At 61.4% G+C, this 13,337-nt stretch carries 10 protein-coding genes; 1 reads left to right on the top strand and 9 read right to left on the bottom strand.

Annotated features, from left to right (window positions below; translation table 11 throughout):
• Positions 1 to 13 precede the first annotated feature (13 nt).
• From polA to trkA, 3 genes are all read right to left on the bottom strand, one after another.
• Complete coding sequence (gene polA / locus B1781_RS00885; RefSeq protein WP_078117877.1) at positions 14 to 2,719, bottom strand: DNA polymerase I; 2,706 nt, start codon at positions 2,717 to 2,719, stop codon at positions 14 to 16.
• 184 nt (positions 2,720 to 2,903) lie between these two features.
• A complete protein-coding gene (locus tag B1781_RS00880; protein ID WP_078117876.1) occupies positions 2,904 to 4,355 on the bottom strand; it encodes a TrkH family potassium uptake protein in 1,452 nt (483 codons plus the stop codon).
• 5 nt (positions 4,356 to 4,360) lie between these two features.
• Positions 4,361 to 5,734 (bottom strand): Trk system potassium transporter TrkA, encoded by a 1,374-nt coding sequence (gene trkA / locus B1781_RS00875; RefSeq protein ID WP_078117875.1) that lies wholly within the window; start codon positions 5,732 to 5,734, stop codon positions 4,361 to 4,363.
• Positions 5,735 to 5,943: 209 nt separating this feature from the next.
• Here trkA and B1781_RS00870 point away from each other — a divergent pair, with 209 nt between their 5' ends.
• Positions 5,944 to 6,393, top strand: a complete 450-nt coding sequence (locus B1781_RS00870) for a ligand-binding protein SH3 (protein ID WP_078117874.1) — start codon at positions 5,944 to 5,946, stop codon at positions 6,391 to 6,393.
• A gap of 33 nt (positions 6,394 to 6,426) precedes the next feature.
• Here the strand turns inward: B1781_RS00870 and ybaK are convergent, their stop codons facing one another.
• From ybaK to fmt, 6 genes are read right to left on the bottom strand one after another with little or no spacing between them, the layout of a single operon-like run.
• Positions 6,427 to 6,906, bottom strand: coding sequence for a Cys-tRNA(Pro) deacylase (gene ybaK / locus B1781_RS00865; protein WP_078117873.1), 480 nt, complete (start codon positions 6,904 to 6,906; stop codon positions 6,427 to 6,429).
• Positions 6,906 to 8,273 carry a sigma-54-dependent transcriptional regulator gene (locus tag B1781_RS00860; protein ID WP_078117872.1) on the bottom strand — a complete coding sequence of 456 codons (1,368 nt, stop codon included), beginning with the start codon at positions 8,271 to 8,273 and terminating at the stop codon, positions 6,906 to 6,908. The genes ybaK and B1781_RS00860 overlap by 1 nt, the downstream gene beginning before the upstream one ends.
• The gene (locus B1781_RS00855) at positions 8,270 to 10,465 is read right to left on the bottom strand and encodes an ATP-binding protein (protein ID WP_078117871.1); all 2,196 of its coding nucleotides are present in this window, start codon (positions 10,463 to 10,465) and stop codon (positions 8,270 to 8,272) included. Before B1781_RS00855 ends, B1781_RS00860 begins: the two co-directional genes overlap by 4 nt.
• Positions 10,462 to 11,022: a DUF4390 domain-containing protein gene (locus B1781_RS00850; RefSeq protein ID WP_078117870.1), complete on the bottom strand. Its 561-nt coding sequence runs from the start codon at positions 11,020 to 11,022 to the stop codon at positions 10,462 to 10,464. Before B1781_RS00850 ends, B1781_RS00855 begins: the two co-directional genes overlap by 4 nt.
• Positions 11,019 to 12,326: a 16S rRNA (cytosine(967)-C(5))-methyltransferase RsmB gene (rsmB, locus tag B1781_RS00845; RefSeq protein ID WP_334223838.1), complete on the bottom strand. Its 1,308-nt coding sequence runs from the start codon at positions 12,324 to 12,326 to the stop codon at positions 11,019 to 11,021. Before rsmB ends, B1781_RS00850 begins: the two co-directional genes overlap by 4 nt.
• Positions 12,319 to 13,254 carry a methionyl-tRNA formyltransferase gene (gene fmt, locus B1781_RS00840; RefSeq protein WP_078117868.1) on the bottom strand — a complete coding sequence of 312 codons (936 nt, stop codon included), beginning with the start codon at positions 13,252 to 13,254 and terminating at the stop codon, positions 12,319 to 12,321. Before fmt ends, rsmB begins: the two co-directional genes overlap by 8 nt.
• Positions 13,255 to 13,337 lie beyond the last annotated feature (83 nt).

Genomic DNA, 13,337 nt, shown 5'->3' with positions numbered 1-13,337 from the left:
GTAGGTTGACCGACTAGTGGGCCTCGTCCCAGTTGTCGCCGACACCCACATCGACCAGCAACGGCACCTTGAGTTCGGCAGCGCCCTGCATCAGGTCGCGGATCTTCTTGCCTGCCTTATCGACCTCCGATTGCTTCACCTCGAACACCAGTTCGTCGTGCACCTGCATCAACATCCTGACCGGCGGCTGCTTCGCAACGATCCAATCGTCGACTGCGAGCATCGCCCGCTTGATGATATCGGCGGCCGTCCCCTGCATCGGCGCATTGATCGCGGTACGTTCTGCACCGGAACGTACCTGCTGGTTGCGCGCATTGATATCCGGCAGGTAGAGACGTCGGCCAAACAACGTTTCGACGTAGCCCTGCTTACGCGCCTGCTCGCGCGTGCTTTCCATGAACTCCTTTACGCCGGGATAACGGGCAAAGTACAGGTCGACATACTCCTGTGCCGCGCCACGTTCGATACCCAGCTGTTTCGCCAGGCCGAATGCCGACATACCGTAGATCAGGCCGAAGTTGATCGCCTTGGCCGACCTGCGCTGATCGCTGGTGACCGCCTCCGGGCTGTCTGCACCGAACACCTCGGCGGCCGTTGCCCGGTGGATGTCTTCGCCCGCAGCAAACGCCTTCAGCAATCCCTCGTCGCCAGACAGGTGCGCCATGATGCGCAACTCAATCTGTGAGTAGTCGGCCGCCAACATCTTCCAACCTTCTTCAGGTATGAAGGCGCGCCGGATCTTGCGACCCTCATCGCTACGCACCGGAATGTTCTGCAGATTCGGATCGGATGAGCTCAGACGTCCGGTCGCTGCGACTGCCTGGTGATAACTGGTGTGTAAGCGCCCGGTCTGCGGATTGACCAGCTCGGGCAGTTTCTCGGTATAGGTCGAGCGCAGCTTGGCCAGGCCGCGATGCTCCAGGATAACCTGAGGTAACTCGTGCCCTTGGTCGGCCAGCTCCTGCAAAACCGACTCTGCCGTAGATGGCGCGCCTTTCGGCGTCTTGGCAATTACCGGCAGCTCGAGTTCTTCAAAGAAGATCTGGCCGATCTGCTTCGGTGAGCCCATGTTGAAGTTACGTCCGGCGATTTTGTAGGCCTGCTGCTCCAACTCGTGCATACGCTTCGCCAATTCCTGACTCTGACGGTTGAGCATCTTGGTATCGAGCCGCACACCTGTACGTTCAATGCGTGACAACACGCTGAGCAAAGGCACCTCAATGTCCTTCAGCACCGAGCGCAGCGATGGCTCTTTCTCAAGCTGAGGCCACATGGTCTGGTGCAGGCGCAGCGTGATGTCGGCGTCTTCCGCCGCGTAAGGCCCAGCCTGGTCGAGTGGAATCTGATCGAAGGTCAGCTGCTTCGCGCCTTTGCCGGCGATATCTTCGAAATGGATGGTCTTGTGATTGAGGTAACGCTCGGCCAAGGTGTCCATGTCGTGTCGACCGGTCCCTGCATTCAACACGTAGGACTCAAGCATCGTGTCGTACGCGATGCCGACCAAGTCGATGCCATGGTTTGCGAGCACGCTCTTGTCATACTTCAGGTTCTGACCGACCTTTGCGTACTTTTTCGCTTCGAGTATGGGCTTGAGCTTGTTCAGCACCTCATCGCGGCCGAGTTGGTCGGGGGCACCCGGGTAGCTGTGGGCGAGCGGCACATAGGCCGCTTTGCCGGCCTCAACGGCAAACGAAACCCCGACGACTTCCGCCACCATGTAGTTGAGGCTGGTGGTCTCGGTATCGAAGGCGAAAAGATCAGCCGACTTGAGCTTCTTCAACCAAGCGTCGAGTGACTTGGCATCGAGCACCGTTTCATAGTCGGCGTCGGCCGCGACGGGCATTGACTCACCGTCGTCTGTGTCGCCATCGTCCAGGCTGGCCAGCAGGCGCCGCGACTCCAGGCGTTCATAGTGCCGGCGCAAGGCAGACTTGTCTCCGTCGTGCGGCTGCAGATCGCCGGGCGCTTCATCCAGCTCGACATCGGTCTTGATCGTCGTCAACGTGCGCGATAGCGGCAGAAAGTCGAGACTCGCGCGCAGGCTCTCGCCGATCTTGCCCTTGGCCTCTTCTGCATGCTCCATCACCGCGTCGAGCGTGTCGTATTGAGCAAGCCATTTGGCTGCCGTCTTCGGCCCGCATTTGGGAACACCCGGGATGTTGTCGACGCTGTCACCGGTCAGGGCCAGAAAATCGATGATCTGGTCAGGACGGACACCGAATTTTTCTACCACGCCATCTTCGTCCGTAACCTTGTTGGTCATCGTGTTGATCAACGTGACATGCTTGTTGACCAGTTGCGCCATGTCCTTATCGCCAGTCGACACGAGCGTTTCGACACCCTGCTCTGTGGCTTGACGTGCGAGCGTGCCGATCACATCGTCGGCCTCAACACCTTCCACGATCAGCAGCGGCAAGCCCATTGCGCGAATGATGTCGAGCGTGGGCTCGATCTGTGATCGCAGATCCTCGGGCATCTCCGGGCGATTGGCCTTGTATTCGGGATACAGGTCGTCACGGAACGTCTTGCCGGGCGGGTCGAACACTACTGCTATGTGTGTCGGTTGATAGTCTGCGATCAGCTTGCGCAGCATGTTGATCACTCCCACCGTTGCGCCGGTAGGTTCGCCTTGACTGTTGGTCAGCGGAGGCAGGGCGTGGAAGGCACGAAACAGGTACGAAGACCCGTCGACCAGGATGAAAGGCGGTTTCTTGCTCATGGAGTGGAGGATACTACGAACGCCGCGTGCGGATATGCGGCCGAGGGCATTCACGAGGGTGCAACTGATCGGTTTTTTGCCCGCGCAAATGACCCGCCGGCTCAAGCAGCAGTCGAGCGAAATTCTTGCGTTCTCAGCCGGCGTATGACAGTGGCCGCCTGCGCTGCGAAGCCAAACAGAATGCTCACTTGCGCCAAAAGGCCGGTGTCAACAATACCAGCAGGGTGAAGATCTCCAGGCGCCCCAGCAACATCGAGAAACACAAAATCCATTTTCCCGGATCGTGCATGTAGGCGAAGTGGGCGCCGACGCTGCCAAGTCCGGGGCCGAGGTTGTTGATGGTGGCTGCCACCGCACTGAAGGCCGTCATCAGGTCGAGACCTGTTGTCGCCAAGGCCAGGTACATCACGGTGAAGCTGGCGACATACAGCGCGAAAAATCCCCACACCGCTTCGACGACGCGCGAGCTGACCGTCTTGCTACCAACCCTGACAGGGATATGTGCACTCGGGTGCACGAGGCGGGTGATCTCCCGCATCCCCTGCTTGACCAGCAGCAACAGACGAATGACTTTGATGCCGCCCCCGGTCGAACCGGCACAACCTCCGACGAAGCTGGAAAACAACAACAGAATCGCCAGGAAGCCCGGCCAGTTGTAGTACTCCGCGGTGGTGAAACCTGCGGTCGTGCCGATCGATACCGCCTGGAACAGGCCATTGACGATCGCGTCGGGCCAGGTCTCGTAGGTGCCGGTGAAATACAGGCCGAGAATCGTGATGCAACTGACGATTCCGATCAGCAGCAGGTAGAAGCGGAACTCGGCATCGTGAAAATAGCCGGTGATGCTGCGATACCGGATAGCGATGAAATGCAGCGAGAAGTTCACGCCGGCGAGCAACATGAACACGACCGCAATCATGTCGATTAATGGGCTGTTGAAGTAGCCCATGCTGGTATCGTGGGTCGAGAAACCACCGATGGCGACCGTCGAAAAGGCATGGCCGACCGCATCAAACGCGCTCATACCGGCCAGCCAATAGGCCACACCGCAGGCAACCGTTAGCCCGAGATAGATGTACCACAACGCCTTGGCCGTCTCGGTGATCCTCGGGGTCAGCTTGTTGTCCTTCATCGGCCCGGGCGTTTCGGCACGGTACAACTGCATGCCACCGATACCGAGCATCGGCAGTACGGCGACCGCCAACACGATGATGCCCATGCCGCCCAGCCACTGCAGCTGCTGCCGATAATACAGAATCGATTTGGGCAGCCCTTCGAGGGTGGTGATCACGGTCGCGCCAGTCGTGGTCAGCCCGGATATCGACTCGAACACGGCGTCGGTGATCGACAGGTGAGGATGATCGGCAAGCACGAAGGGCAACGCCCCGATGGCCGACAGCACGGTCCAAAACATCACCACGACCACGAACCCGTCGCGCAACCGCAGCTCGCGGCGCACGTTGCGCACCGGGAACCAGCTGATGAAGCCGACGACCAAGGTCAGCGCAAACGCCATCGCGAACGCCGTCGACGCACCGTCCTGCGCAAACAGCGACACGATGAACGGCGGCACCAAAGTGAAGCTGAACACAGTCAGCAGCAGGCCAAGGATGCGCTGAACGGCGGCAAATGACATGGCGATCAGAGAAAGGTGATGCCGACCTGGAACAGGCGCTCTACATCGGTGATGCGCCGCTTGTCGGTGAGGAACAGGATCACGTGGTCTTCGGATTCGATCACGGTATCGTGGTGCGCGATGATGACCTGATCACCGCGTACGATCGCGCCGATGCTGGTGCCAGCGGGCAGCTTCACGTCTTCGACCGCACGCCCGACCACGCGTGACGACACCTTGTCGCCATGCGCTACCGCCTCGATGGCCTCGGCTGCACCGCGCCGCAGAGAGTGCACCATGACCACGTCGCCACGACGAACGTGGGTCAGCAGCGTGCCGATCGTGGCATGTTGCGGCGAGATCGCGATATCGACAGTCCCCGAATGCACCAAGTCGACATAAGCGGCGCGGTTGATCAGCGCCATGACTTTGCGCGCACCCAGGCGCTTGGCCAGCATGGCCGATAGGATGTTGGCCTCGTCGTCGTTGGTTACCGCGCAGAATACGTCGGTGTCTTCGATGTTTTCTTCGAGCAGCAGGTCTTCGTCAGCGGCATCGCCCTGCAGCACAATCGTGTGATGCAGATCTTCGGATACCCGGCGTGCCTGTTCTTCGTTGTGCTCGATGATCTTGACCCGGTAATCGTTCTCGAGCGCGGACGCCAGGCGCTTACCGATGTTGCCGCCACCGGCGAAGATAAGCCGGCGGAATGGTTTTTCGGCCTTACGCAGTTCGGCCATGACGGCCGGGATATTGTTCGCCGCGGCGACGAAGAACACCTCGTCATCCGGCTCGATCACCGTGTGGCCTTCCGGTTGAATCGCACGTCCCTTGCGATAGATCGCCGCGACGCGTGCCTCTGCCCCGCTCAGGTGCTCGTTGAGCGTACGCAGTTCGTGCCCGACCAACGGACCACCGTAATAGGCACGCACAGCTACCAAGCGCACGCGGCCGCCGGCGAAATCGAGCACCTGCAGAGCGCCCGGATGCTCGATCAAGCGCAGGATGTAATCGGTCACGAGCTGTTCCGGGCTGATCAGCACATCGATCGGCAAAGCGCCTTGGCTGAACAAGGCCGGATGGCTCAGGTACTCGGGTGCGCGCACACGCGCGATCTTGGTCGGGGTATGAAACAGGGTCCATGCGGTCTGACAGGCGACCATGTTGGTTTCATCGCTGTTGGTAACCGCGATGATCATGTCGGCATCGTCGGCGCCGGCGCGCTGCAACACGCCGGGGTGCGATGCCTGCCCGAGTACGGTGCGAATGTCGAGGCGGTCCTGCAGATCGCGCAACAGGTGCGAATCCTGGTCCACCACGGTGATGTCGTTGGCCTCGGTAGACAGGTTGTACGCGACAGTTGTGCCGACCTGTCCGGCGCCGAGGATGATGATCTTCACTGTGTCCGATTCTACTTCTTCGTATTTGGCGCCAATTCTAGCCGGAATGCGGTTAAAGCGAACCCGGTTTCGACATAAACACAATTGGATTTTGCAATGCGTTGGGCAGTACGCATACCGATCGCCGGACAGGCAGGTGAAGCGTGCGGAACCATTCCTTAGTGTTTTAGTCAGATATTAAGAATATGCCGAAATACAGGAGGCCATTGATGAGCGGTTTGATCAGTAACTTTCCGTACAACGGCGTCGTGACGGTCAACCGGGTGATTCTCAAACCCGGTTACACGGTCGACGACCTGCAGGAACGTGTCGCCGAACTTTGCGAAAACGTAAAAACGTATCACTCCGATACGGGTTTCGTCGGCGGCTTCGTGGCACTGAACAGCGGTGATATCTCGAACGAGGGATCGACAGTTGGCCAGGCCGTGCGCAGCCCGCTGAAAGACAAAGAGGCGTTGATCGTCACATTCTGGCGATCGTTTGAAGACCACGAAGCGTCGCATCGCAGCGATACCTTCCAGCCGCTGTTCCGAAAGGTTTTGGAACTGTGCGAAAACGGCAACGAAGAGATCGCCTACGAGATGTTGTGGTCGGGCAAAGCCTATTCGCCGGAAGATGCGAAAGCGGCACGTGCCGCCAAGGCGCAATACGCTGCCTGACGTTGAACCACCCGCCCCAATGGGGCGGGTTATTCATGCCGCACGGCCTATCGCCGCGGTGTGCGCACCGCACACCTTCAGCAGGTCGTTCGGCGCGATCTCGATATCCAGGCCGCGCTTGCCGCCGCTGACGTAGATCGATTCATAAGACAGCGCAGATTCGTCCAGGACCGTGGGCAAACGCTTCTTCTGACCGAGCGGACTGATCCCGCCGACGATGTAACCGGTGGCGCGCTCGGCATTTTTTGGTTCGGCCATCTCGACCTTCTTGACCTTGCATGCACTGGCCATCGCCTTGAGATCGAGTTGACCGGTAACCGGCACGATCCCCACGGCGAGTTGTCGCTGATCACCATTCAGCGCAACGAGCAGCGTCTTGAACACCCGGACCGGATCGAGATTGAGCGCCTGGGCCGCCTCCAGACCATAGTTGGTGTTGGCCGGGTCGTGACTGTATTCATGCGCCTTGATAGTGATACCGGCGGCCTTGGCCGCGCGCATGGCCGGCGTCATCAGCGACGGTCCTTGATCTCGATGCCGCGATCACGCAGCTTGCGATACAAGTGGGTGCGCTCCATGCCGGCTTCGTCGGCCATCTGGCTGACGTTGCCCGCATGCTTCTCGAACTGATATTCGAGGTAGGCCTTCTCGAAGGCATCGCGCGCGTCGCGCAACGGCTGATCGAACGACACCCCCGGTATTGCGCTGACCGCGGTGGCTGCCTGCGCTGCCCCCATGGCCGCCTCGACTTCCTGTGCACTGATCTCATCGCCGGTGCCCAAGATCAGCACGCGCTGCACGAGGTTCTTCAACTCGCGGATATTGCCCGGCCAGCTGTGATTGCGCAGCACGTTCTGCGCGCCGATCGAAAACCGCCGATAGGGCAGCTTGTCCTGCTCGACCAGACGATCGACCGCATTCTCGAGCAACTCAGGGATGTCTTCGCGATGCTCGCGCAACGGCGGTACGACCAACGGCACGACATTGAGCTGGTAGAACAGGTCTTCGCGAAACTTGCCTTCCTCGACAGCCTTGTGCAGGTCATGTTGGGTCGCCGCGATCACGCGCACATCGATCGTCACCGGCTCGGAACCCCCGACGCGCAGGAAAGAGCCGGTATCGAGTGCGCCGACCAGTTGCGCCTGCGCCTCCAGGTCCATGTCGGCAACTTCATCGAGAAACAGCGTGCCGCCGGCGGCCTGTTCGAGTCGGCCGTACTGAGTGCCGCCCTCACCCTCACTGCCGAACAGTTCGCGCGCCGCATTGCCTTTGCTGATCGCCGAGACACCGACGTCAATGAAAGGCCGGTCCTTGCGCGAGCTGTGGGCGTGCAGGTATCTGGCGAAAGTTTCGCGGCCACTGCCAGGTTCTCCCGAGATCAGCACCCAACTGTCGTGCTGGGCAATCCGCTTAACCTGTTCACGCAGGCGTTGAACCGCGGGACTGTGCCCGATCGGCTCGATAACAGGCAGACCACGACGTTTGAGGCCCACATTCTCTTGTGCCAGGCGGTCGGCTTCGAGCGCGCGTTCGACGGTCAGCAGCAGCTTGGCCAACGACAACGGCTTTTCCAGAAAATCGTAAGCGCCCAAGCGGGTCGCCTCGACCGCCGTCTCGACCGTCCCGTGACCCGACATCATGATGACCGGGCATACCAGCCCCCGCCCCTCGGACCACTCCTTCAACAGGCTGATGCCATCGGTGTCAGGCATCCAGATGTCCAGCAAGATGAGATCCGGACGGCGATCGCGCAATGCCCGCCGTGCCGCCGCCGCGTCTTCGGCGATGCCGACGCTGTAGTTTTCGTCTTCGAGAATATCGCGCACCAGATCGCGGATGTCCGGCTCATCATCGACCACCAGGATATGCGGTGCACTCATCGCGACACCCCGTGACCGTTGAGGCCGTTGGCCGCGACTACGGATGCACCGTGCGCATCGCTGTGCGCCGGCAAACGCAGGACGACGCGTCCGCCGCCATCGGCCGGATTTTCGGCATGGATCACGCCGCCGTGTTCGGCAACGATCCTCTTGACGATCGCCAGACCAAGACCGGTACCCTTGGTTTTATTGGTCACATAGGGCTCGAACACCTGGCCGATCAACTCAGGGTCGAAGCCCGGGCCGTTGTCACAGACCGCAACCTCCACGAAATCTCTCCCTTCTTCTTCTCCCGCCCGGCTGCTGACCTCGATACGGCCATCGTCACCGGCCGCTTCGACGGCATTCTTCACAAGATTGTGCACGACCTGGCGCAAGCGCACCGGGTCGGCCTCGATACTCATCTCCGGCGCGTTCAAATTCATCTTCACCTGCTGCGGTCCACCCTCGTACAACGCGACCACCTCGTTCAGGAAGGGGTCGATCTTGAGCGGTTCGATCTGCAGCTTACTGGGTTTGGCATAATCGGAGAAATCGTTGACCATCGCCTTCATGGCCTCGACCTGCTGCACGATGGTGTGCGTCGCGCGGTCGAGCACGGCACCATCTTCCGGCGCCATCTTGCGCAGGTATTTGTGGCGTAAGCGTTCTGCCGACAACTGGATCGGCGTCAACGGATTCTTGATTTCGTGCGCCAGGCGGCGCGCGACTTCGCCCCAGGCCGCATCACGCTGCGCCTTCACCAGTTCGGTGATGTCGTCGAATACCAGTACATGGCCAACGGCGCCGCTGGGATCCGTTTCCAACGGCGAATGGCGGCACAGCAATACCTGGCGACCGCCCCCGCGATACAGGGTGATCTCCGCCCGACCCTCGCGCTCACCGGCCTCCAGACTTTCGATAATGCCGTCGACGAAGGGTTTCAGCGCATCGTTGCGCGCCCCCAGCGCCTTGAGCTCGCGCCCCTCGAGTTCGACCAATGGCACCCCGAGGATTTGGTTGGCCGCGCGGTTGGCCGTCTGGATGCGGCCTTCCGCATCGAGCGCCATCACGCCCGTGGACAGACCGCCGAGCACGGTCTCGAGGTAGTTGCGCTGCGCCTGCAGCTTACGCCGGCTCTCTTCGAGCGCGTTACGCGCCAAAGCAACGCGCCGCGTCATCGAGTTAAACGACGACACCAGGAAGCCGAGTTCATCTTCGACCTTCGGCAACGGCAGGCGCTTGTCATAGTCGCCTTCGGCCACGGCGCGGGTACCTTCGGCTATGTCACTGAGCGGCTGCACCAGGCGGCGTGCCGTGAACACCGCGGCCCACGCGGCGGCGAACAGGCCCAGCAGCAGCACCAGCGAAAGGCTCAGCGCAAAACTGAACTTGATCTGCGAGCGCATGTAGGCGCGGGTACGGTACGTCTCGTAGGCATCCTGCACGTTCTGGCTCAGATCGCTGAGCGACTCGGGCACGGGATACAGCGCTTGCAGCACGATGCCGCGTTGCGCCTTGTCCAGCACCAGGCAACGCACCAGCAGCCGGCCGTCCTGCGCATTGAATACGCCGACGTAGTCCTGGCCTCCGACCACCTGCTGCACCATGCCACTGTCGGGCGGGGTCGGCAGCAGGATGTCCGGGTTGGCGTTGCTCAAACCGAGCAGCTTGCCCTGGGTGGTGAACAGGGCCATCTCGGTCGCACCCGAGTCGGCACGCAGATCGTTGATACTCAGCGCAATCGCCGTCTGCGAAGTATCTTCGATGTTATCCAGGATGCCCTCGGTGGCACGCAGGCGTTCGCGTTTGTGCAGGTCGAGCGACACCTTGCTGAGGGTCAGCGCATCTTCCATCGCGCTGTCCACCTGCAGGTCGAACCAGCTGTCAATTCCAGTCGACAGGAAACGGATCGAGTAGAAATAGACGACGCTGACCGGCACCAGTGCCAATACCAGGAACAGCACCGAGAGCCGCGCGCTCAGGCGCGAACCGGCCACACGCTGGCGATAGTCGCGTAGCAGCTGCGAGAGGTTCCAGCCGACCAGCGCAAACAGCAGGATCAGGCCGACCACGGTGAACAGCAACAGCGGGGTAAACCATTCGCCGAACTCCTCGGAACGCTGCACCGCCGCGCTGATCAGGTGGAGCGAGGCCAGCAGCAACACGAACAGCATCCCTGCTGCGAGGACATCGAATCGCCGTTTGTTCATGGCCGCAGACGCCACTCCCAGGGTTCGCTGACGATCGACCAGTCGCGCGTCAGATAGGCCATCGGGCGCATCGGCAGCGGCAGGGCCTCGATGTCGAGGCTGACGTCGAGCCGGACGATGTAGTCTTCATCGAGATCGAGTTTGCCGCGTTTGACGATCGGCATGCCGACGATCTTGCCGAGCGTTCGCAGCGCGGCGTCACGCGTTGCGAACGACAGGCGTTCGTCGCCGCGCAGGTTTACCAGTTCGTACAGTCCCGACAGCGGCCGATAACGCAGCACGGTGCGCAGACGATGCTCGACGACATCCTTTTCCCAGGCCCAGGCATCGGCGCGCCGCATCTCGACGTGGGTTTCGAAGGTCAGTGGTACGCCGTTTTCCAGCGCCTCGGAGACGGTATCGTTGAGCTCGAAAGCGATCTCGGCATCGAGCACGATCTGGTCGTCTTCATCCAGTGCAATCGAGACACGCTGGAACTCGACACCGTCGGCCCACGCGCTCAGCGGCACACAGACGACCAGTGCAAGAACGACATTGCGCACGAGTGCTTTCATCATGTCGAGTGGGGGGCCTTTACCAACGCCGCGTAAAAGAATCCATCCGTATCATCGCGATTCGGCAACAACTGTACACCGTCACCGATACAGGTGCCGGGATTCGTCGGCAATTCACAGGCTTTTGCATCAGGCGTACGCGCCAGGAACGCGGCCACCTGCTCGTGGTTCTCGGCAGGCAACAAAGAGCATGTCGCGTACAGCAGCCGGCCACCCGGCGCCAATACAGACCACATCGCATCCAGAATATCGGACTGACGACGAACCAGGGCCGGGATGTCCTCGGCGCGACGCAGCAAACGGATGTCGGGGTGACGGCGCATGACGCCGGTGGCGGAGCATGGCGCATCGACCAGGATGCGATCGTACATGACACCACCCCAATCAGTACTCTGCGGACGTGCGGCATCACCCACCGACAGTTGCGCCTGTACCCCGGCTCGCTGCAGGTTCTGCCCGACACGCTGCAGACGCTGCTCGTCGATATCGATGGCCGTCAGCCGAACCTCGGGTTGATGCTGGGCGATATGCAGCGTCTTGCCACCAGGTGCTGCGCAGGCATCGAGCACGCGTTGCCCCGGCTTCAAATCCAGAAACGGCGCAGCCAACTGAGCCCCGGCATCCTGCACCGACACCTCACCATCGGCGAATCCCGGCAGTCGATCCACGCCGACCGGCCCATCCAGCACCACCGCGCTGGCAACACCTGCGTGTGGCTTGGCGGCGATGCCGGCCGCCGCGAGCTTGTGTGCATACTCGGCACGGTCGGTACGCCGCAGATCGACGCGCAGCACCATGGGTGCCCGCTGTTGCAGCGCGTCCATCAACGGATCCACTTGTTGCGGCCAGGCCTCTGCAATCGCGCGGTACAGCCAGTCCGGCTGCGCATGGCGAATCGCCGGGTCCGCATCGATGGCTTGCTGCAATGCCGATTGTTCGCGTTGCAGACGCCGCATGACGCCATTGACCAGTTTGCTGGCCCAGCCTTTGCCGAGTTGCCGCGAGACGTCGACGGTCGTCGACACGGCGGCATGCGGCGGCACGCGGCTGTACAACAGCTGATACGCGCCGAGCATCAGCAACAGGTGCAGATCGCGATCTTTGCGTTTGAACGGCTTTTTCAGCAATTGGCCGACCAGGGCATCGAGGCGCCGGTACCAGCGACAGACACCGAAGCTCAGTTCGGCGACAAAGGCGCGATCGCGCTCATCGATAGCCGGCGGCATGCCGGCCAACACGTCATCGAGCGATCGCCCATCGAGCACCGCCGCGATGTTGCCGATCGCCGTCGCACGCGGATCAGCCAAGCAACATGCCCTGGATACTGTTGGCATTGATGAAGTCCTGCGCACCCATGGCACGCTTGCCCGGTAGCTGCAGTTCGGTGATCCGCAGCAGGCCGTCGCCGGTAGCGACATCGACGCCGCTGCGCGTGGCATTCATGACGGTGCCGGGCGTGCCTGCAACACCGCCGATGGCGTGGGCACGCCAGACACGCAGGTTGGCATCTTCGAAACGTGTCTGTGCCACCGGCCAGGGATTGAAGGCGCGAACCTGGCGCTCGATGTCCTGCGCCGGCCGCGACCAGTCGATCCAGGCCTCAGACTTGTCCAACTTTTTGGCATAACAGCTCAGGCTGTCATCCTGCGGTTCGGGCCGTGAACTGCCGTCGAGAATCCCCGGCAGTGCCTTCATCAGCGCATCTGCCCCGAGTTCCGACAGTCGATCATGCAGGCTGCCGCCGGTCTCGCTGTCATGCAGCTCAACCTCTTCGATCAGGTACATCGGGCCGGTGTCCAGCCCTTCTTCCATCTGCATGATGGTCACGCCCGACACCTTGTCTCCGGCCAGCACGGCGCGCTGGATGGGTGCAGCACCACGCCAGCGCGGCAATACCGAGGCATGGATATTCACGCAGCCGCGCCGCGGGGCATCGAGCACCGATTTGGGCAGCAGCAGACCGTAGGCCACGACGACCATCAGATCGGCGTTGAGCGCCTTGAGTGCCTCCACATCGGCGGGCTCTTTGAAGTTGACCGGCTGGTATACCGGGATGCCGGCATCCACCGCTACTTCTTTGACCGGGCTCGGGCTGAGTTTGCGGCCGCGCCCGGCGGGGCGGTCCGGCTGGGTGTACACGGCCACGACCTGGTGGGGCGACGCGAGCAGCGCGCGCAGCGGTGGCACCGAGAAGTCCGGCGTGCCGGCGAAGATGATGCGTTTTGAGTCAGTCATGGCGCGTGGTCAGATTTAAATTCGCAAGAGATCAATCCCGCCGAACCGTTCACATGTCGGGCAGGACGGCCCGGCCTGGTGTC

This window comes from Thiosocius teredinicola, assembly GCF_002009425.1.
In the GTDB taxonomy this organism is placed as follows: domain Bacteria; phylum Pseudomonadota; class Gammaproteobacteria; order Chromatiales; family Chromatiaceae; genus Thiosocius; species Thiosocius teredinicola.
This window is presented reverse-complemented; position numbering and strand designations above follow the sequence as displayed.